This window comes from Halorussus caseinilyticus (genome assembly GCF_029338395.1).
Classification (GTDB): domain Archaea; phylum Halobacteriota; class Halobacteria; order Halobacteriales; family Haladaptataceae; genus Halorussus; species Halorussus caseinilyticus.
This window is the reverse complement of record NZ_CP119809.1, coordinates 1,871,799-1,890,722: the sequence shown is the minus strand read 5'-3', so window position 1 is coordinate 1,890,722 and position 18,924 is coordinate 1,871,799. Positions and strand designations below refer to the sequence as shown.

19 protein-coding genes and 1 pseudogene are annotated in these 18,924 nt (G+C 67.0%); 10 read left to right on the top strand and 10 right to left on the bottom strand.

The annotated features are described in order from the left end of the window. Positions 1–225: 225 nt before the first annotated feature. The gene (locus P2T60_RS09465; protein ID WP_276279000.1) at positions 226–1,206 is read left to right on the top strand and encodes a D-2-hydroxyacid dehydrogenase; all 981 of its coding nucleotides are present in this window, start codon (positions 226–228) and stop codon (positions 1,204–1,206) included. Between the two features lie 128 nt (positions 1,207–1,334). Continuing rightward, positions 1,335–1,670, top strand: coding sequence for an ArsR/SmtB family transcription factor (locus P2T60_RS09460; RefSeq protein ID WP_276278999.1), 336 nt, complete (start codon positions 1,335–1,337; stop codon positions 1,668–1,670). Here the strand turns inward: P2T60_RS09460 and asd are convergent. Together asd and P2T60_RS09450 are read right to left on the bottom strand one after the other, a co-directional pair. Beyond that, positions 1,667–2,701, bottom strand: coding sequence for an aspartate-semialdehyde dehydrogenase (gene asd, locus P2T60_RS09455; RefSeq protein ID WP_276278998.1), 1,035 nt, complete (start codon positions 2,699–2,701; stop codon positions 1,667–1,669). The genes P2T60_RS09460 and asd overlap by 4 nt on opposite strands. Positions 2,702–2,843: 142 nt before the next feature. Further along, a complete protein-coding gene (locus P2T60_RS09450; protein ID WP_276278997.1) occupies positions 2,844–3,017 on the bottom strand; it encodes a 30S ribosomal protein S17e in 174 nt (57 codons plus the stop codon). Positions 3,018–3,236: 219 nt separating this feature from the next. On the opposite strand from P2T60_RS09450, the gene P2T60_RS09445 reads away from it, so the two are divergent. After that, the gene (locus P2T60_RS09445) at positions 3,237–3,437 is read left to right on the top strand and encodes a hypothetical protein (RefSeq protein WP_276278996.1); all 201 of its coding nucleotides are present in this window, start codon (positions 3,237–3,239) and stop codon (positions 3,435–3,437) included. Between the two features lie 55 nt (positions 3,438–3,492). Here the strand turns inward: P2T60_RS09445 and P2T60_RS09440 are convergent, their stop codons facing one another. The 4 genes from P2T60_RS09440 to cofD are packed head-to-tail and all read right to left on the bottom strand — an operon-like array spanning position 3,493 to position 6,835. Continuing rightward, positions 3,493–4,224, bottom strand: a complete 732-nt coding sequence (locus tag P2T60_RS09440; protein WP_382209301.1) for a DUF447 domain-containing protein — start codon at positions 4,222–4,224, stop codon at positions 3,493–3,495. Continuing rightward, positions 4,221–5,063: a triphosphoribosyl-dephospho-CoA synthase gene (locus tag P2T60_RS09435; RefSeq protein WP_276278995.1), complete on the bottom strand. Its 843-nt coding sequence runs from the start codon at positions 5,061–5,063 to the stop codon at positions 4,221–4,223. Before P2T60_RS09435 ends, P2T60_RS09440 begins: the two co-directional genes overlap by 4 nt. Further along, positions 5,060–5,824: a tRNA-dihydrouridine synthase gene (locus P2T60_RS09430; RefSeq protein ID WP_276278994.1), complete on the bottom strand. Its 765-nt coding sequence runs from the start codon at positions 5,822–5,824 to the stop codon at positions 5,060–5,062. The genes P2T60_RS09435 and P2T60_RS09430 overlap by 4 nt, the downstream gene beginning before the upstream one ends. Then, on the bottom strand, positions 5,825–6,835 hold the full coding sequence (cofD, locus tag P2T60_RS09425; RefSeq protein WP_276278993.1) for a 2-phospho-L-lactate transferase: 1,011 nt from the start codon (positions 6,833–6,835) through the stop codon (positions 5,825–5,827). A 387-nt stretch (positions 6,836–7,222) separates the two neighbouring features. Here cofD and P2T60_RS09420 point away from each other — a divergent pair, with 387 nt between their 5' ends. The 4 genes and pseudogenes from P2T60_RS09420 to P2T60_RS09405 all read left to right on the top strand — a co-directional run bounded on the left by P2T60_RS09420 (position 7,223) and on the right by P2T60_RS09405 (position 12,630). Next, entirely contained in the window at positions 7,223–8,449 is a 1,227-nt protein-coding gene (locus tag P2T60_RS09420; RefSeq protein ID WP_276278992.1) for an HD domain-containing protein, read from the top strand. A 210-nt stretch (positions 8,450–8,659) separates the two neighbouring features. Further along, positions 8,660–10,131 (top strand): annotated as a pseudogene (locus P2T60_RS09415) (aldehyde dehydrogenase family protein). Positions 10,132–10,559: 428 nt separating this feature from the next. Further along, positions 10,560–11,573: an amidohydrolase family protein gene (locus P2T60_RS09410; RefSeq protein WP_276278991.1), complete on the top strand. Its 1,014-nt coding sequence runs from the start codon at positions 10,560–10,562 to the stop codon at positions 11,571–11,573. A gap of 568 nt (positions 11,574–12,141) precedes the next feature. Continuing rightward, a complete protein-coding gene (locus P2T60_RS09405) occupies positions 12,142–12,630 on the top strand; it encodes a universal stress protein (protein WP_276278990.1) in 489 nt (162 codons plus the stop codon). 148 nt (positions 12,631–12,778) lie between these two features. On the opposite strand, the gene P2T60_RS09400 is transcribed toward P2T60_RS09405, so the two are convergent. From P2T60_RS09400 to P2T60_RS09390, 3 genes are all read right to left on the bottom strand, one after another. Continuing rightward, positions 12,779–13,732 (bottom strand): biotin--[acetyl-CoA-carboxylase] ligase, encoded by a 954-nt coding sequence (locus tag P2T60_RS09400; RefSeq protein WP_276278989.1) that lies wholly within the window; start codon positions 13,730–13,732, stop codon positions 12,779–12,781. Between the two features lie 239 nt (positions 13,733–13,971). Beyond that, on the bottom strand, positions 13,972–14,346 hold the full coding sequence (locus tag P2T60_RS09395) for a DUF7522 family protein (protein WP_276278988.1): 375 nt from the start codon (positions 14,344–14,346) through the stop codon (positions 13,972–13,974). Positions 14,347–14,410: 64 nt separating this feature from the next. Next, positions 14,411–16,249, bottom strand: a complete 1,839-nt coding sequence (locus tag P2T60_RS09390) for an acetyl-CoA carboxylase biotin carboxylase subunit (RefSeq protein ID WP_276278987.1) — start codon at positions 16,247–16,249, stop codon at positions 14,411–14,413. A gap of 531 nt (positions 16,250–16,780) precedes the next feature. Between P2T60_RS09390 and P2T60_RS09385 the strand changes: the two genes are divergently transcribed. Together P2T60_RS09385 and P2T60_RS09380 are read left to right on the top strand one after the other, a co-directional pair. After that, positions 16,781–17,659, top strand: coding sequence for a class I SAM-dependent methyltransferase (locus P2T60_RS09385; protein WP_276278986.1), 879 nt, complete (start codon positions 16,781–16,783; stop codon positions 17,657–17,659). A gap of 93 nt (positions 17,660–17,752) precedes the next feature. Then, positions 17,753–17,932: a DUF7987 family protein gene (locus P2T60_RS09380; protein ID WP_276278985.1), complete on the top strand. Its 180-nt coding sequence runs from the start codon at positions 17,753–17,755 to the stop codon at positions 17,930–17,932. 13 nt (positions 17,933–17,945) lie between these two features. On the opposite strand, the gene P2T60_RS09375 is transcribed toward P2T60_RS09380, so the two are convergent. Beyond that, entirely contained in the window at positions 17,946–18,164 is a 219-nt protein-coding gene (locus P2T60_RS09375; RefSeq protein ID WP_276278984.1) for a helix-turn-helix domain-containing protein, read from the bottom strand. On the opposite strand from P2T60_RS09375, the gene P2T60_RS09370 reads away from it, so the two are divergent. Then, a complete protein-coding gene (locus P2T60_RS09370; protein ID WP_276278983.1) occupies positions 18,153–18,863 on the top strand; it encodes a cytochrome P450 in 711 nt (236 codons plus the stop codon). The two genes, P2T60_RS09375 and P2T60_RS09370, sit on opposite strands and share 12 nt — an antisense overlap. Positions 18,864–18,924: the final 61 nt, after the last annotated feature.

The window sequence follows — 18,924 nt, the reverse complement described above, 5'->3', positions numbered from 1 at the left end:
GTTGCACCGAGTGACCGCGGCGTGAAAAATATATAGTTGTCTTTCAGAATTATTTATATTGTCTTTCAATTTATTTTTGTTTGTCTCCTTCCCCGACGCGTGCGGGCGCGACCCGCGGTGGCGGTGCGGTCTTCGTCGGAGTCGGCTAGAACCCGTCACCAACGTCGCCGTCCTCGCTCACCGCTTCAGGTGCCACTTTAAGACCGGACGCCGAAGCACCGACGAATGACCGACGACAGTCCGAAAATAACCGACGATAGCCCCGACGTAGTGGTCCTACGCAAGAGTACCCACGGCGTTCCCGTCGCGGAGTACGTCGCCGAGTTGCGCGAGCGCCTGCCCGACTACGACGTGCGCTACGCCCGCACGCCGACCGAAGAGCGCGAACTCGTCGCCGACGCGCCCGTCGTGGCCGGGATGGAACTGGACGAGGACCTGCTGGACCGCGCCGAGGCGATGGACCTGTTCGCGTGCGCCTACGCCGGGACCGGTCACCTGCCGCTGGACGCCCTCGAAGCGCGCGGCGTGGCCGTGACGAACGCCTCGGGCGTCCACGGGCCGAACATCGGCGAACACGTCGTCGGGAACCTGCTCGTGTTCGCGCGCCGACTCCACGAGGGGTGGCGGCGTCAGCGCAACCGCGAGTGGCGCCACTTCTGCGCTCACGAGTTGCAGGGAAGCACCGTCACCGTCGTCGGACTCGGGGCCATCGGCCAGTCGGTGGTCGAGCGACTCGACGGCTTCGGCGTAGAGACCATCGGCGTGCGCTACACCCCCGAGAAGGGCGGCCCGACCGACGAGGTGGTGGGGTTCGAGGGACCGGAGTTCGAGGACGCCCTCGCGCGCACCGACTACCTCGCTATTTCCTGTCCGCTGACCGATACCACGCGCGGACTAATCGGCGAGGAGGAACTCAAGACCCTCCCGCCGGACGCCGTTCTCGTCAACGTCGCCCGCGGACCGGTGGTCGATACCGACGCGCTGGTGTGGGCGCTCCGCGGGAGCCACCTCCGCGGCGCGGCCCTCGACGTGACCGACCCCGAACCGCTCCCCGAACATCACCCGCTCTGGAACTTCGAGAACTGCCTGATTACGCCCCACTGCTCGGGCCACACGCCGGAGTACTACTCGCGGTTGGCCGACATCGTGGCCGAGAACGTCCGGCGGTTGGACGACGGCGAGGAGTTAGAGAATCAGGTAATCTAATCCATATTTTCACTATATCCATGAATTATGGGTGGAGTACGGTGTTTGGATTAAAAATACCCTGCCTGTTTCCTATCCCGTGAAAATCTCTCCCCGTTTCTAACCCCGTCGAAGTGCTACGTTCGAGTATGACCGACCGCATCGATACCGTCTTCCGGGCACTGGCGCATCCGCTCCGCCGCGAGGTGTTGGGTCTGCTCTCCCGGCGAGAGGACGACGTGGCCGAGTTGTCCGAGTTGGCCGAACTACTCCGCGACGTGCGCGAGGGCAGAACCGACGAGCAGTTGCGAGTCGCGTTGCACCACAACCACCTGCCGATACTCCGAGAGGCCGGACTAATCGAGTACGACGCCCGAACCGGTACCGTCCGGTATCGGGCGTCTCCGCCCGCGACGGAACTCGTGAGCGCCGCGCTGGAGAGCGACGCGAGTCGCGCCCCCGAGCAGACGACCGGCGGGGCCTAAATCCAGCCTTCGCTCCGCAACAACTCGCCGTTCAGCACCGCCGCGCCCGCCGCGCCGCGAATCGTGTTGTGCGCGAGGCAGTTGTACTGGACGCCCGCCGGAGTCGCTTGCACGCCACCCGCCGCGATGGACATCCCGCCGCCGAGTGTCCGGTCGAGTCGGGGTTGGGGGCGACTCGGGTCCTCGAACACCTCGATGAGCGGGTCGGGCGAACTCGGCAGGTCCAGACTCTCGACGCCGCCGAACGCGTCTTCCACGTCGGCCTCGGTCACGTCGTCGCGGGTCTCGGCCCAGACGTTTTCGAGGTGGCCGTCGATGGTCGGCACGCGGTTGCACGACGCCGACACGTCGGCGTCGTGGTGAGAGAGTTCCGCGCCGTCGAAGGTGCCCAGAAGCTTCCGAGATTCGGTCTCCATCTTCTCCTCCTCGCCGCCGATGTGGGGAATCACGTTGTCGATAATCTCCATCGAGGAGACGCCCGAGTAGCCCGCGCCCGAGACGGCCTGAAGCGTCGAGACGTGGACACGCTCCAGTCCGAACTGGTCGAGGGCCGCCAGCGTCGGGACCATGGTGATGGTCGAGCAGTTCGGATTCTTGATGACTGCGCCGTCCCATCCGCGTTCGTCTCGCTGGACCTCCAACAGGTCGAGGTGGCCGGGGTTGATTTCGGGGATGACGAGGGGAACGTCGTCGGCCATCCGGTCGTTCGAGGAGTTCGACGAGAGGACGTAGCCCGCCTCCGCGAAGTCGGGTTCGACTTCCGCGGCCACGTCCGAGGGGAGCGACGAGAAGAGGAGGTCAACGTCGTCGGGCACTTCCGCGGGGTCGGTCGCCCGCACGGTCAGGTCAGAGACCGACGCGGGAATCGGGGAATCGACCCGCCACTTCGCGGCCTCGCCGTAGGAGAGACCCGCGCTGTCTTCGCTCGCAGTTACCGCCGCCAGTTCGAATTCAGGGTGGCCGTCCAGCAGTTGGATACATCGCTGGCCGACGGCACCCGTCGCGCCGAGAACGCCGACTCGTACACTCATGGTACTGCATCGTTCTGCGTTACGACGATAAAACGATTTGGGAAGCGTCACCATTTTGCGTGACTTCCGGGGACCGCCAGCTACCGGGGAGTCACGACTGGTCGGCGAGTCGGTGAAGTGGAGGAAACAGCGTCAGTCGGCGTTATTTCTTGCGGGTAACGTAGCCAGCGATGCGGTTTCGCACGCCCTTCGACTCGATGTTGGTGAGTTTCTGGACGCTCTCTTTGTTCTGTTCGAAGTCGGTCGTGAAGGCGTCGGGGTACCGCTCCAGCAGGATGGTACCCGTCTTCTTTACGTAGTCGGGTTTGATTGCCATGCATAGATTTCTACGACCGTAAAGTAAGTGCGTTGCGGTATCTGGCCGGACCCGACGGTCCCCTCGAACGTTCGCGCCGTCGGTTGGGCACGCCCGCCGACGAATCGCCGAACTGACGACTCAGGGCGAGTATCGCGTCTCAAGGTACTTTTCTTCGTAAAAGGGTACTTTTCTTCGTAAAAATAATGACGGTGGAGTCTGCACACCGAACTAGTAACTGTGCGTAGAACTGACCGAGATACCGACCGGGAAGCCGTCGAAGACGGCGCGCCCGACCGCACGTTCGAGAGCGAACTCGAAGCACTCGTGCTTCGGGCGTTCGGCGAAGGGAAGGACATCGAGGGAGTCTGGGACCTCGAATACGAACCCGAGGAACTTCCCGATTGGACCGTCACTATCGACCGCAAAGACGGCATCTGAAAGCCGCGAAGTGGTTCGGCTCCGGAACGACCCACCGGCGCGAAGGAGCGAGTGGCTACTCTTCGACGTACTCGCGGAGTCGGTCCGTCGCCGCGCACACCCGGTCGTCGCCGCACGCTCGGGCGACTTCCTCGAAGTACGCCAGTCGCTCTCGGAGTTTCGTCTGGTCGTAGGCGTCCACGCCGAGTCGTGACGCCGCGACGGTGGCCTCCACGACGGCGCTGAACCCCCTGTTGGTCGTCGGCACCGTCTCGCGTTCGACGCTCGCCTCTCGGGGGTAGAGTTCCCACTGCTCCCATCGCGTGCCGCCGTCCTCGCCGGAATCGACCTGCTCGACTTCGACTTCGACCCACGCGTCTGCGCTGTCCAGCACTGGCTCGTCGATTTCGAAGATGGAGAGCGCCGCGTCCACGTAATCGACCGGATTTCGGGTGAACTGGACGTAGCCCCGGCCCTGCCGGTGGAAGTTGCGCCGGGTCCGGGTGTTGCCCCACGTCGTGGCCGTCACGGGGGCTTTCGGGGTCGATTCGTCGTCCGGGTCGCCCGACGATTCGTCTGCCGCCGGTCCGTCCGACTCGTCGGACGGACCGGACTCCTCGGGTGGATGCAACCCGAGCGCCGCGACGTTCCACAGGTCGTTCGGGCCGAGGGTGGTCACGACCGACTCTGTGACGCCCCGGAGCGCGACCGGCCAGTCCGCTGGCGACTCTTGGTCGCCAGCGGACTGGCGGTCTTCCGATTTCTCGGTCTCGCCCGACCCGTCCCGCGGCTCTCGCTCGCCGGTCACACCGACACCTCCCCGCGCGCCAGCGCGACGAACAGGCCCGCCGCGGTGAGGTCGGCGGTCGTACCGGGGTTCACGCCGTCTTCTACCAACGACTCCGCGAATGCCTCGACCACCTCGGGACCGCCTTCGAGGGCTTCCTGCGCCCGGACCCGAACGCTCTCGGCGGTCTTCGCGCCGTGCTGTTTGGCGACCAGCGTGTCGGGTTCGCGCGCGAGCAGTTCGAGGTAGACCCGCGCGCCGAGGGCCGACGCCGGGACCGACCCCGAAAGTTCCGCGAGGCGGTCGGCCGCCCAGAAGGTGCGCTCGAACTCGCCGGTCCACTCGGCGGCCACGTCGTCGGACTCCGCGCCGAGTTCCATCACGTCGTAGAGGGTGACACCCCGCGATTCGACCGCGGGAACCGCCTCGCTCCCCCGCCGGGCGTCGAGTTCCTCGGCGTCTTCGGGTGGGTCGTCCACGAACACGTCGGCGTGGTCGAACGCCCGGTAGAAGTTCGCGGCGTCCTCTACGGTAGTGTCTTCGACCACGCGCGCGACCCCCTCCGGCGAGAGGTCGCCGTCCGCGGCGGCCCGGACGAGGGGCACGAGCAACAGGAGCGCGCCGAACTGGGTGTTGCCGCCCTCCTGTTGGCTCATCCCCGCGACCGCCTGCTCGAAGGCTTCGCCGACGGGAGCGCCGCGCTCGGCCGCGCGCAGGCCCGGACCCGCACCGACCGCGCCCGCGAGGAAGTGGTCGAATCGGAGGTCCGTGAAGTCGCGCTCGCGGTCCACGTTGCCGGGCTTGGGCGTGCCCGACACCTCCAGCAGGAGCGCGAGTTGGGCGTCCTCGGCGGGGGTCATGCGCTCACCTCCCGTCTATCGGTCTCGAACCAGTCGTCTACCGCGGTCCGGACTCGCCGGAGGACAGCGGGGTCGTCGCTCGGTCGGCCGACGCTCACCGCGTCCGCGCCGTAGTCTAAGTACTCCCGGACCGTGGTCTCGTCGCGGACGCCGTTGTTCGCTATCACGAAGAGGTCGGTCTCGGCGGCGACTCCCGCGATGTCGGCGACGACTGCCTCCGAGTCCATCGCGTCCACGTGGATGGCGTCACCGCCCGCGTCGGCAATCGTGCGGGCGACTGCCGAGAGGTCCACGCCGGAGAGTTCCGCGCGGACCTTCACGCTCACCGCGGGACCTTCCGCGGCCGCGGCGCTCACCTGCTCGCGGAGTCGGTCGGGGTCCCGCAGGAGGGCTTCCCCGGCCCCGGCGCGGCACATCTCGTCCTGTCGGCAGTGGGCGTTGAGTTCGAGGATGGCGTCGTGGTCGGCGCAGACTTCGGCGACCTCTCGGAGTGGACCGAGCGAGGCGGTTCGGACGTTGAAGCCCGGTCGGAGGTCGGCGTCCGCGAGCGCGGCGAGTTGGCGGTCCACGAAGGCCACGGGGTCGTCGGGCAGGAACTCCTCGCGGTCGCGTTCGACCATCTCGGCGGCGGCCTCGCGGGTCGGGCCGTCGAGCGCGATGCCACCGAGGAACGCCGCGCCAGCGTGTTCTTCGGCGGTCTCGGCCCACGCCGCGTCGGACTGGCCGCTGAGACTGGCGAGCGCGAGTCGAGGGTCGAACACTCAAATCACCTCCAGCGCGTCGGCGACGGCGCGGGCCACGCGCTCGGCGTCTTCGTCGTCGCTCATCTCGGTGTCGGTCTTGACCACCGGGCGGTCGAGGTCAGTGTCGTCGCGGTCGTCCAACACGAAGGCGTCGGCGAAGGGGTAGGCCTCCGCGACACCGGCAGTCGAGGGGTCGAAGCCGACGCCTTCCATCAGGTCGGCCGCCGGGCCGGAGAACACCTCGTCCTCCACGAACGGCGAGACGGCGACCACGGTGGCTTCTTCGAGCGCGTCGTGGAGTTCGTCGATTGCGAGCATCGGCCCGATGCTGGTGACGGGGTTCGACGGGCCGACGACGACCGGCCCTTCCTCGATTGCGCCGAGTGCGGCACGGGTGGGTTCGGCGTCCTCGCCGCCGCGGAACTCCACGTGGTCCACTTCAGGGTCGCCGCGGTGGGCCACCCAGAACTCCTGAAAGTGCATCTCGTCTTCGTACTCGTCGTCCCCCTCGGGAGTGTGGACGACGGAGGCCACGGGGTCGTCGCTCATTGGCACCACGTCCACGGGCACGTCGAAGGCGTCGGCGAGCAGTCGGGTGACTTCGGTGAGACTGTGGCCCTCGTCCAACAGACTCGTCCGGGTGACGTGGACCGCCCGGTCCCGGTCGCCGAGTTCCATGAACTCGGCGACCCCCGAGAAGCGCCGCCAGCGGGCGATGTCTCGGCCCGCGGTCTGGGCCTCGTCGGGGAGGTACCGCGGCCCGCCGTCGAGACCCGCGGCCGCGGCGAGTTCGTGGAGTTCGTCGTGGGTCTCGGTGGTGTCGCCTTCGATGCCCCACCAGAGTTCGCGGTCCAGCAGGTCGCCCTGCTCGAACAGCACGGTGTCCACGTCGGGACAGACGAGCAGGCCGCCCAACTCCACGTCGTCGCCGGTGTTGGCGACGACGGTCGTGTCTGCCGGGTCGAAGACCGACTCGGCCCCGGCGAGTAGCTTGGGGGTCCCGGTGCCCCCGGAGAGAAACGTCGTCATGTGGGGAGGTGCGTGTTCGGAGAGGTAAACGCTTGTGCTGTCTCGCGGTGGGAGAACTCCGACGGGCGCGCTGGTTTCATCTTCTTCCCGGCGCGTGCGGGCGCGACCGCGACGCGCGTCGCGGTCGCGCCCATCCGCGCGAGGGATGAGCAACGCAACGAAGTGAGTAGCGCAGTCGGTTGGGGAGGACGTGGCCCTTGCGGGGCGGTACGGTCGCGGTGCTGTGACTCCTTGGAGTCGGCAGTAGCTAGCTTCCCCGACATCACCATCGTCGTTTCGAGACCTCCCCGACATCACCATCGTCACTCCGCTCAATCCCCCACAAGCCGCGTCGCTCGCCTCATCTACTCCCGGCGGTTTTTATACTAAGGCGACAAATTCCGGAGCATGAAGACCATCAAGGACAGCGTTCACGACCACATCGAGGTCGAGGGCGTCGCTCGCGCCTTGTTCGACACGCCCGCGGTCCAGCGACTCCGACGAATCAGGCAACTCGGCCCGGCCCATCTCGTCTACCCCTCGGCGAACCACACCCGGTTCGAACACAGTCTCGGCGTCTACCACCTCGCCTGCGAGGGACTCGACCACCTCGGCATTCAGGGCAAGCAGGCCGAGCGAGTTCGGGCCGCCGCCATCCTCCACGACATCGGCCACTGCCCGTACAGTCACGCCATCGAGGAGGTAATCCACCGCCACACCGGCAAGTACCACGACGACGTTCACGAACTCCTCGACGAGAGCGAAGTCGGCGACGTACTTCGGGACCACGGCCACGACCCCGGTACCGTCGCGGACCTCATCGCCGGTGACGGGAAGTTGGGTCAACTCGTCTCGGGCGAACTCGACGTGGACCGGATGGACTACCTCGTCCGGGACGCCCACCACACCGGCGTCCCCTACGGCACCATCGACCACTCGCGTCTGGTGCGCGAACTCACCCTCATCGACGGCGAACTCGTGTTGGCGGAGGGCAACGTCCCGACGGCCGAGAGTCTCCTGCTGGCGCGGGCGCTGATGAACCCCACCGTCTACAACCACCACGTCACGCGCATCGCTCGGGGCATCCTCCAACAGGCCAGCGAGCGTCTGCTCGAAGCGACAGACGTGACCGCCGAGCGACTTCGCCGGATGGACGACTACGACCTGTTGGTCGCGTTGCGCGAGACGCCGGAGACCGCCGAGTACGCCCGGCGACTCAGCGACCGGGACCTCTACAAGCGGGCGGTCTGGGCCGAGATGTCCGACGTTCCCGAGGGCGTCATCGACGCCGACTACGAGACCCTCCGCGACTACGAGGCCGACATCGCGGCCGAGGCCGACGTGGAACCGGGCGAGGTCATCATCGAAGTTCTCGACAGGCCCAGCATGACCGAATCCGAGAGTCGGGTCATCGTCAACGGCGAGATTCGACGCCTCGACCAGCAGTCGGCGCTGGTGGCCGCCCTCCAACACGTCCAGCGCGAGCAGTGGCGACTCGGCGTCTACGCGCCCGACGGCCACACCGACGCGGTGGGTCACGCCGCAGAGCGCGTCCTCGGACTGGAGACCGAGGGTGCGCTGGTCAGCGAGGTTCGGACCGCGGGTCAGCGGACGACGCTGGACGAGTTCGAGTAGCGTTCCCGTCGCCGCCGTCGATTCGCGGTCTCTTCTCGGGGCGAACTTCGACGCGACAGCGAAAGGTAAACAGTACAACCATTTTATCGCGTGGTTTTCATCCGCGATAATTTTAATATAGAAAACATTTCCAACAAACATAAATAGGGTATCATTGATTGTGACGTTGTGTCAGTACTTGAGTTCGATACCGAGTCAGAGGCACGAACTATCGAGACGTTCGATTTCACACCGGACGCCGGATGGAACTCGCTGTACGTGGGCGGCGAGTGGCGGTCCGTCGGCGACCGGAACACCTGCGACATCGTGGACCCGACGAGTCGAACGGCCGTCGGCGCGGTGCCCGCGGGCACCGCGGCCGACGTAGACGAGGCCTACGAAGTCGCCGAGCGGCCCAGACCGACTGGGCCGAGCGCACGCCCGAGGAACGTGCGCAGGTCGTCGCCGACGCCCGCGAACTCCTCGCGGAGTACCACGAGGACCTCGTGGACCTGTTCGCCGTCGAGTGCGGCGGCGCGCGACTCAAGGCCGAAATCGAACTCGACCTGACCGCTGGCACGATGGAAGTCGCCGAGGGGATGGCCGACTCCTTCGGCACCGAGGAACACGAGTCGGTGATAGACGGCAAGCGCAACCTCGTCACGCGCGAACCGACGGGCGTGGTCGGGGTCATCTCGCCGTGGAACTTCCCGCTGTACCTCTCGATGCGGGCCGTCGCGCCCGCCATCGCGCTGGGCAACAGCGTCGTCCTCAAGCCTTCGACCCACACGTCCGTCACGGGCGGTCTCGCCCTCGCGCGACTGTTCGACGAGGCCGGACTCCCCGACGGCGTGCTGAACGTCGTCACCGGGAAGGGTTCGGAAATCGGTAGCGAGGTCGCCGGACACCCCACGCCGTCGGTCGTCTCGTTCACCGGTTCGACCGAGGTCGGCCGCGAAGTGGCCGCGGAGGCCGGAAAACAGCTTTCGGTCCCGTCGCTCGAACTCGGCGGCAACAACGCCCACATCGTGACCGAGGACGCGGACTTGGACCGCGCGGTGGACGGCGGCGTCTTCGGGTCGTTCACCCACCAAGGACAGGAGTGCATCTCCATCAACCGCCACATCGTCCACGAGTCGGTGTACGACGAGTACGTCGAGCGACTCGCCGACCGCGCCGCACAGTTGCCGGTCGGCGACCCCCGAGACGACGACGTGCTGGTGGGTCCGGTCCAGAACGAGGACCAGTACGAGAGCATCGTGGCCCTCGTCCAAGCCTCAGTCGCCCAAGGCGCGGAAATCGAGGCGGGCGGCGACTTCGAACCGTGGTTCGTGGAACCGACGGTCCTCTCGAACGTGGACAACGACATGCCCATCGCCGCGAACGAACACTTCGGTCCGGTCGCGCCGGTCATCCCCTACTCCGACGAAGAGGAGGCCATCGAGATGGCAAACGACACCGAGTACGGTCTCTCGGGGTCGGTCCACTGCGAAAATATCGAGCGCGCAATCGACATCGCCAACCGGATGGACACGGGCATGGTCCACGTCAACGACCAACCGCTCAACGACGAACCCCACATCCCCTTCGGCGGGGTCAACGCCTCGGGCGTCGGCCGGTACAACGGCGAGTGGATTCTGGAGGAACTCACCGAGACCCGCTGGATTTCGGTTCAGGACGAACCGCGCCAGTACCCCTACTGAACGACGCTTCGGCCCTTCCGCGGTCGGCGTCACTCCCTTGCCTGCGGTTCTCGCCTATTTTCGCCGGACGACGGCGCGATTTTTCCGAAACCGATAGCTTGCGCTTCCGTAGCACCGGCGCGCGCGGGCGCGGCGCTCGTGCGCCGCGCCCATCCGCGCGAGGGCGAGTAGCGCAGGCCGTAGGCCGAGCAACGCAGTCGGTTGGGGAGGTGTGAGGCCCGCGGTCGCGGTGCGGAGCGGTGCTGTGCGGTCCTCATTGGCTCAAGCCTGTAGCTAGCTCTCCCGACACGTTCGTTCTCCGAGTACGTCCCTAACACGTTCGTTCTCCGAGTTCCGACTCGGCGACTTCGACGCCGAACTCGGACCGTCCACCTCACCCCGCTACCCGAATAGGGACCTTCAAGGTCATCGCGGAGAGTCTCCGAGACATGATAGTCGAGGGAACCGTCCTCCGCGGTCCCGACTTCGAACCCGTCGAGGGTCGGGTCGTCGTCGAGGACGGCGAGATACGCGCAGTCGAGGAGGCCGCGGTCGATTCGTCCCGAATCGTCCTCCCGGCGTTCGTCAACGCCCACACCCACATCGGCGACTCCATCGCGAAGGAGGCCGGTGGCGGCCTGAGTCTAGACGAACTCGTCGCGCCGCCCGACGGCCTGAAACATCGACTCCTGCGGGCGGCGTCCCGCGAGGAGAAGGTCTCGGCGATGCGCCGGTCGGTGACGTTCATGCGGCAGACCGGGACCGCCTCGTTCCTCGAATTCCGCGAGGGCGGCGTCGAAGGCGTCTACGCCCTCCGCGAGGCGGTCGAAGGACTCGACGTGGACCCTGTGATTCTGGGCCGGGAGACGATAGAGGCGATGGAGGCCAGCGACGGGTTCGGTGCCAGCGGCGCGCGCGACGGCGAGTTCGGCCGAGAGCGAAACGCCACCGCCGACGCGGGCAAACTGTTCGGCATCCACGCGGGCGAGCGAGACCCCGACGACATCAACCCGGCGCTGGACCTGAATCCCGACTTCCTCGTCCACGTCGTCCACCCCGAACCGCTCCACCTCGACCGCATCGCCGACAGCGAGACTCCCGTGGTGGTCTGCCCGCGGTCGAACCTCGTGACCGGCGTCGGCGTGCCGCCCATCGCGAACCTCGCCGACCGGACCACCGTCGCGCTCGGCACCGACAACGTGATGCTCAACTCGCCGTCGATGTTCCGCGAGATGGAGTTCGCCGCCAAACTCGCCGACGTGAGCGCCCGCCAAGTCCTCCGGATGGCGACCCGCAACGGCGCGAAAATCGCGGGTCTCGACTGCGGCGTCGTCGAGGAAGGCCGCCCGGCGAAACTGCTCGTCCTCGACGGCGACACGGACAACCTCGCGGGCGCGCAGGACGTGGTTCGCGCCGTGGTCCGCCGCGCCGGAACCGGCGACGTGGCCGACGTGATACTGTAGGTTCGACTCGGCAATCTTTGAGAATTTTTGGGATATATTTTTCTTTCTTTAAGCACTAATAGTATTTCTTTTAGCACGGGTTTCCATTCCACCCCGTTGTCGGCGTCGCGCTCGGCCGACCAACCGCCGAGGACGCGCCCGGCCGACTAATCCACAGGACGCGCTCGGTGAACCGACCGACGGGGTGGGATAAAGGGGCCGCCCGCTCGCGTTCACTTCAGTCGTCTCAGTGACCCCTATCCGAGACGAATCGAGCGAAGCGAAGATGAGTCGAGGATATGTCGCTGAGCGACCGTCTGCGGAGCGAAGCGACGCAGACCTCGGAAGTCGCATGCCCGCGCAACGCAGTGAGCAGGAACGTCTTCCGGTGGCGAGCGGGCGGGGGCTTTCGAGGACTTCTTCGCTCCGATGTCTGCGGTCGCTGTACCATTTCGTAGTGCGCGGGAGCTTTCGAAACGTCCGTCGCCGTCGTTCGCCCGGTCACTCCCACGGTCACGATGTTTCGGGGACCGCGCGTCACGCACTGCAAACGCTTAAGTCGTGTAGGGTGTTATCATCTATCATATAGATGTACGACCGGATACTCGTGCCGACCGACGGCTCGTCCGAGACCGAGCGCGCGGTCGAACACGCCGCAGAACTGGCGGCCGAACACGCCGCCGAACTCCACGGCGTCTACGTCGTCAACTCGGCGACGTTCGCGGGCCTCCCGATGGAAACCTCGTGGGAGGGCGTGGACGACGTACTCCGCGAGGAGGGCGAGACGGCGCTGGAGAGCGTCGAGACCATCGCCGAGCGGTACGGCGTGGCGGTCACGTCCACGCTCCTCGACGGGTCGCCGAGCAAGCGCATCGTGGAGTACGCCGAGAACGAGGACTGCGACCTCGTGGTGATGGGGACCCACGGCAGGGGCGGTATCGACCGCCTCCTGCTCGGGAGCGTCGCGGAGGGGGTCGTCCGGGCCTGTTCGGTCCCGGTGCTGACGGTGCAGGTCGGCGGCGACAGCGAGCGTTCGACCGAACCCGAGTCCGAAAACGAGCGTGCGGTCGCGGAGTAGTCGCTTTCGAGAACGCGAGGTGGCAGACTCTACGAAGCGAGCGACTGCGACGGCGAATTTACGGTGTGAGTGAGCAACTGCGACAGCGGTTCTACGGAGCTAGCTTCAGGCTTGAACCAATGAGGACCGTCCCGCCGCGCGACTCGGGTCAGACCGGGCGCAGATGCTCGCAGTCGCCCGCGTGGACCCGAACCCGCTCGCCGTCGTCGGTCTCGACCACGAGCGCACCGGGGAAGTCGATGTCTACGGCCTCGCCCACGACATCCCCCTTCGGAGTCTCCACCCGCACGCGCTGGCCGAGCGTGGCCGACCGGTCGCGCCACGCTTCGACCGCCGCCTCGGGGTCGGACCGGAGCGCGTCGAACCGTTCGAGGAGACGCTGGACGAACGCCCGGCGGTCGATTCGGCCGACTTCCTCCTCGACGCTGGTCGCGCCCGCCGGGAGGTCTGCGGCCGCGACGTTGGCGTTGACGCCGACGCCGACCACGACCCACGACACCCGGTCGGCCTCGCCCTCCATCTCGGTCAGGATGCCAGCGAGTTTCCGGCCGCCGCGGTCGGTCTCGTCCGGGCCGTCAGCGGCGACCAGCACGTCGTTGGGCCACTTGATTTCGGCTTCGACGCCCGCCTCGCGCGCCGCGTCCGTGGTTGCGACTGCGGCCGCGAGCGTGAGCGCGGGGACGTGCGCGGGCGGCAGGTCGGGCCGGAGGACCGGACTCAGCCACACCCCGCCGGAGGGGGCCGACCACTCCCGGTCGAGTCGGCCGCGACTCCCGGTCTGTTCGTCGGCCAGCACTACCACGTCGGCCGCTCCCTCGTCGGCCAACTCGCGGGCGCGGTCGTTCGTACTCCCAACCGCGTCGCGGTACTCGATTTCGAAAGGAGCCTCCAGTCCGAACTCGACCGCGGGACCGCCGTACTCCGGCACGCCTTCGAGGGCGTAGCCGTCGTCGCCGCTGGCTATCTCGAACCCCGCGTCCCGGAGTGCCTCGACGTGCTTCCACACCGCGTTGCGCGAGACGCCGAGTCGGTCGGCGAGGTCCGGACCCGGAACAGGACCGTCCGCGATAGCGTCGAGGACGGCCCGGCGCGTTTCGTTCATGCCCGGCGGTAGGGCCGAACCGAACAAGAAAGGCGCGCTTCGGCGGGGAGACGGCGAGGCTACTTCCGACGCGGAACAGTGCCGAGAAGCGCCTCGACCACCGACTGGTCGCCCGCAAGACTGACGGTGCAACGTCGGCGGCGTCGTGAGCGGGAATCTCGGACATCGGTCGCTCGTCCGTGGAGTAACGTCGCTCTGGCGGGTGCCGATTCGGGGCTACGTGTGAGGGTCCTTAAAAGTCACTTCAGTCCCGCGACGCCGAGACACCGGCCGATGAACGTACTCTGGGCCAGAAACGTCTCGGTGTCGAGCGCGACCGCGATTCCCTGTCGCTCGTCGGCGACGAAGTGCATCTCGATGGCCTCCTCGAACACCCACACCGTGCAGTTCAGCGGGCCATAACCCCGGAGTTCCTCCCGAATCCCCTGCTCGTAGGAGTCGGCCCAGAGGTCGGCGACGATGCCGTCGATGTCTTCTTCGGAGCGTCCGTCCACGTTCTCGCGGACGTAGACGACTTCGTACCCGTCGGGGTCGTGATAGATGACGCTCCGGAGACCGTCGCCGACCTGTTCGTGCAGAAAATCCGCCAGCCGATACGGATAGACCTGCGACACGGCCAGAGGTTAGCCCGCGTACAGCAAGTGGATTGTGGCTACGTGTTTAGACGGCGACGGTTCGTCAGTCGATGACGACCAGCACGTCGCCCATGTCCACGCTGTCGCCCTCGCCGACCGCGACCTGTGTGACCGTGCCGCCGCGGGAGGCCACCACGTCGTTCTCCATCTTCATCGCTTCCAGCACGCACACCACGTCGCCGGAGGCCACTTCGTCGCCCTCCGAGACGTTCACGTCGAGGATGGTGCCCTGCATCTCGGCGGTGACGTTCTCGCCTTCTGCGTCGGCCGCCGCGCCGCCGTCGTCGCTGTCGTCGCCGCCCGCGGGTTGGGGTTTCTGGCCGCCGCTACTGCCTGCGTTCCCGGCCGGAATCGCCGCCGCGCCGCGCTCTTCTAAGTCAACCTCGAAGCGCTTGCCGTTGACCTCGACGGTGAACTCGCGCTCGACGACTTCTTCGTCGTCGCCCGCGGTCGATTCGGTGTCGGTGCCCCACTTCTCTTGGGCCTCCTCGATGCGCTCGGGGTCGAGCGTGTGGTCGAGGTACTTCGTGGTGTGGGTGCCCGCGACGAACGCGTCGTCCTGCAACATCAGGCGGTGGAACGGGACGATGTTCGGGATGCCCTCGATGTCGTACTCGGCGAGCGCACGCTCCGAACGGGCGATGCACTCCTCTCGGTCCGACCCGTGGACGATGAGTTTCGCAATCATCGAGTCGTAGTCGGTCACGAGGTCGTCGCCCTGACGGAGGGCGTCGTCCAGTCGGACGCCGATGCCGCCCGGCGGGTCGTAGGTCGTGAGTTTCCCGCCGGTCGCGGGCGCGAAGTCGTCGGCCGCGTTCTCGGCGTTGATGCGGAACTCCATCGCGTGGCCTTCGAGTTCCACGTCGCTCTGGTCGAAACCGAGTTCCTCGTCTTGGGCGACCCGAATCTGGGACTTCACGATGTCGATGTCGGTCAACTCCTCGGTGACGGTGTGTTCGACCTGAATCCGGGTGTTGACTTCGAGGAAGTAGAAGTTCGCGTCCGGGCCGAGGAGTTCGCCGTCCTCGCGGTCTTCGTCTTCCTCCACGAGGAACTCGAAGGTGCCCGCGTTGTAGTAGCCAGCGGCGTCCGCCCCTCTGCGGGCGGCCTCCGCGATTTCCTCGCGGAGTTCGTCGGTGAGGGCCGGGGACGGCCCTTCCTCGATGACTTTCTGGTGGCGGCGCTGGAGCGAACAGTCGCGTTCGCCGAGGTGCCGGACGTTCCCGTGGTGGTCGGCGATAATCTGGACCTCGATGTGTCGCGGGTTTTCGAGGTATCGTTCGAGGTAGACGTTGTCGTTGTCGAAGTAGGCCTCGCCCTCGCGTCGGGCGGATTCGAGTTGGTCCTCGGCTTCCTCGGGACTCCGGACGACCTTCATCCCGCGGCCGCCGCCGCCGCCCTCGGCCTTGATTGCGACCGGGTAGCCGTGTTCGTCGCCGAACTCCGTGACCTCCTCGGGGTCGGTCACGGGGTCGGTCGTCCCGGGGACGATGGGCACGTCGGCCTCGCGCATCGTCTTGCGGGCCTTGGTCTTCTCGCCCAACTGCTCCATCGAGTCGCTGGCCGGGCCAATCCAATTCACGCCTTCGGTGTCTTCGACCTTACCCGCGAACTCGGCGTTCTCCGCGAGGAAGCCGTAGCCGGGGTGGATGGCGTCGGCGTCGGCCTTCTTCGCGGCGTCGATGACCGCCTCGTGGTCGAGGTAGGAGTCGGCCGCCCGAGCGGGACCGACGTTGTACGCTTCGTCGGCGTACCGGACGTGACCCGAGTCCTTGTCGGCCTCGCTGTAGACGGCGACGGTCTCGATACCCAACTCCTCGCAGGCCCGCATCACGCGGACCGCGATTTCGCCGCGGTTAGCGACGAGTACCTTGTCGAACATTCTTGCGGAGAGATATTCGGGTGGGCTACCTCATTCTGTCGGTTCCGGATAGGGATGCGGTGACTCGTCTACTTTCACCGGCGAGTCAGTTGACGAGATGGCGAGGGAGTCGGCGAGCGATGGCAGTCCGCGCTCGGACGAGCAAACCACGAGACGCCTCCGGCCACTCCGACCACCGAATGCGCTCCGGCCACTCCGACCACCGGACGCGCACCGCGAGCGCCGACAGGCGCGAGCGGTGCGGGGAGGTACGGGGGCGCGGTGCAGTAGCTGTGCGGTTTCGGTGCTGTCTCATTGGTTCAAGCCTGAAACTAGCCGCTCCGAGTCGTCCGCCATTGTAACCGCTCCGAATCGTCCGCCATTGTAACCGCTCCGAATCGTCTACGTGTCACAGTCGTAGTGCAGAAGAGTGCTGGTCGTGGTCCGCCCGAAGCAACACCGTCGTCTCGCCGAAACCCACCACGCTACGCCGTCGCACGCCCTGCCAAGGCTTAACTCCCGCTCGCCTGAATCCCGAGTCAGACGAGTAAGATGACCGACGCCGACATGGACCCCCGCCAGTACTACGACGAGTTCGGGGAGGACGAGTGGGAGCGACTGGACCGCGACCCCGTGACCCGGATGGAGTTCGAGAACACGACCGACTACCTCGCCGGGTACCTGCCCGACGCGGAGTCACGCGGCGACGACCCGGTGCGCGTCCTCGACGCGGGCGGCGGCGCGGGCCGGTACGCGCTGTGGTTGGCCGAGCAGGGCTACGACGTGACGCTCGCGGACATCAGCGGCGAGCAGGTCCGCATCGCCCGCGAGAAGGCCGACGAGCGCGAAACCGGCGGGCACGGCGTCGGCGAGCGAGGGGTCTGCGGGCGCGTGACGACCGGACAGGCCGACCTGCGGGCGCTACCCTTCGACTCCGGAGTGTTCGACGCGGTGTGCTGTCTCGGCGGCCCCCTCAGCCACGTCGTGGACGACGGCGAACGCGCGGCGGCGATGGCCGAACTCCGGCGGGTCGCTACAGCCGACTCGCCCGTCTTCGTCTCGGTCATCGGCCGGTTCGCCATGCTCCGAGACGTGCTGAAGTTCGCCCTCGACGACTCCCACGGCCTGCTCGCGCCCGTCGCCGAGGACGGCGACTACACCGCCGAGCGAGTCGCCGAACACGCCGACGGCGAGGGGTGGGCCGAGTGCCACGGCTTCCGGGCCGACGAGCTCGAAGCGGAACTGGAAGCGACGGGGTTCGACGTGGAGCGACTGGTCGGACTGGAGAACGTCGCCAACCGGATGAAATCGGAGTTGGCAGAGGCCGACGACGAGGCGGTCGAGTCCGTCCGCGAAGTCGTCCGGGCGCTCCGCGAAGACCGGACCGCGGTGGACTTCTCGGAACATATGCTGGCGGTCTGTCGGGCTTGAACACCGAACCGGCGGCCGAGAGTCCGAGCGCCTGTCGATGGAGTGGTCGGTCCAGCGGGAAACCGGTATCAGTCGCGGGCGCGAAGTCGGGGCATGGTCTCCCGCGAGAACAGGATTATCCTCGCCTGCATCGCCGTCGCGGTCCCTCTCGGTCTCGGCGTGGCGTCGGTCAAGTCGGTCCCCGACTGGGTTGGTTTCCTCGTCGTCTCCGTCGTCGGCATCTTCCTGCCGGGGTACCTGACCGGCAGATACCGCGCCGACGAGGGTGCGTAGGTTCGTCGTCGCCCTACCGGACCAGCGCGGCGTCCACCGGCGCGCGCTCTGCCTTCCGGAGGAGCGCCGACGCCGTACTCTCGGTGCAGTCGAGTTCGGCCGCCACCTCGCTCAGTTCGGCCTCGCGGGGCACGTCGTAGTAGCCGAGGCCACGCGCCGTTTCGATGCCCTCGAACTGGCGCATCGTCAGTCGCCCGGCCAGCGACCCCGCGAGGTGGCGATGGTCGCCCACTCGGTCGATTTCCACCTCGACCCGTTCGGGGAAGTCCGCGACGACCTGCTCTCGTTGCTCGTGGCGGCCGCAGACACCGACGAGACCGGGATGGACCCCGAGGCGGTCCGCGACCAACTCGTGACCTTCCTGTTCGCGGGCCACGAGACAACGGCGACCGCGCTGACCTACGCCTGCTGGCTTCTGGCCGGGAACCCCGACGCGCGCCAGCGTCTCGACGCCGAACTCGACGCGGTGCTGGACGGCCGGGACCCCACCTTCGCCGAACTGCCGGAACTCGACTACACCGGGCAGGTCGTGAAGGAGGCGCTTCGCCTCTACCCGCCGATTTACGCGCTCTACCGCCAACCGAAGAAACCGGTCGTTCTCGGGGGCTACCGCATCCCGGCGGACACGACGCTCCAACTGGCCACCTACAGCGTCCAGCGAGACGACCGCTGGTGGGACACTCCCGACGAGTTCCGACCCGAGCGGTGGGGTAGCGAGGCGCGAAGCGCCTCGGACGCGAGCGGAGAGCGAAGCGAACCGCGAGCGAACGACCACCCCGAGTACGCCTACCTCCCGTTCGGCGGCGGTCCGCGCCACTGCATCGGGATGCGCTTCGCCACGACCGAGATGAAACTCGTGCTGGCGACGCTCGCCCGCCGGGTCGAGTTCGAGCGCGTGACGGCGGAACTGAACCCCCCTCGATGGGTCTGACGCTGGACTCCGGCGAAGTCGAGGTTCGAGTGCGACGGCGACTAACTATTCATTGCTCTAC

What these genes read in the sequence shown, in the direction of transcription:
- P2T60_RS09370 (WP_276278983.1), top strand. Translation starts at nt 18,153, where the DNA reads ATGGTCGCCCACTCGGTCGATTTCCACCTCGACCCGTTCGGGGAAGTC.
- P2T60_RS09405 (WP_276278990.1), top strand. Translation starts at nt 12,142, where the DNA reads ATGTACGACCGGATACTCGTGCCGACCGACGGCTCGTCCGAGACCGAG.
- P2T60_RS09420 (WP_276278992.1), top strand. Translation starts at nt 7,223, where the DNA reads ATGAAGACCATCAAGGACAGCGTTCACGACCACATCGAGGTCGAGGGC.
- P2T60_RS09380 (WP_276278985.1), top strand. Translation starts at nt 17,753, where the DNA reads ATGGTCTCCCGCGAGAACAGGATTATCCTCGCCTGCATCGCCGTCGCG.
- cofD (WP_276278993.1), bottom strand. Translation starts at nt 6,835, where the DNA reads ATGACGACGTTTCTCTCCGGGGGCACCGGGACCCCCAAGCTACTCGCC.
- P2T60_RS09410 (WP_276278991.1), top strand. Translation starts at nt 10,560, where the DNA reads ATGATAGTCGAGGGAACCGTCCTCCGCGGTCCCGACTTCGAACCCGTC.
- P2T60_RS09385 (WP_276278986.1), top strand. Translation starts at nt 16,781, where the DNA reads ATGACCGACGCCGACATGGACCCCCGCCAGTACTACGACGAGTTCGGG.
- P2T60_RS09390 (WP_276278987.1), bottom strand. Translation starts at nt 16,249, where the DNA reads ATGTTCGACAAGGTACTCGTCGCTAACCGCGGCGAAATCGCGGTCCGC.
- P2T60_RS09450 (WP_276278997.1), bottom strand. Translation starts at nt 3,017, where the DNA reads ATGGCAATCAAACCCGACTACGTAAAGAAGACGGGTACCATCCTGCTG.
- P2T60_RS09435 (WP_276278995.1), bottom strand. Translation starts at nt 5,063, where the DNA reads ATGACCCCCGCCGAGGACGCCCAACTCGCGCTCCTGCTGGAGGTGTCG.
- asd (WP_276278998.1), bottom strand. Translation starts at nt 2,701, where the DNA reads ATGAGTGTACGAGTCGGCGTTCTCGGCGCGACGGGTGCCGTCGGCCAG.
- P2T60_RS09465 (WP_276279000.1), top strand. Translation starts at nt 226, where the DNA reads ATGACCGACGACAGTCCGAAAATAACCGACGATAGCCCCGACGTAGTG.
- P2T60_RS09460 (WP_276278999.1), top strand. Translation starts at nt 1,335, where the DNA reads ATGACCGACCGCATCGATACCGTCTTCCGGGCACTGGCGCATCCGCTC.
- P2T60_RS09400 (WP_276278989.1), bottom strand. Translation starts at nt 13,732, where the DNA reads ATGAACGAAACGCGCCGGGCCGTCCTCGACGCTATCGCGGACGGTCCT.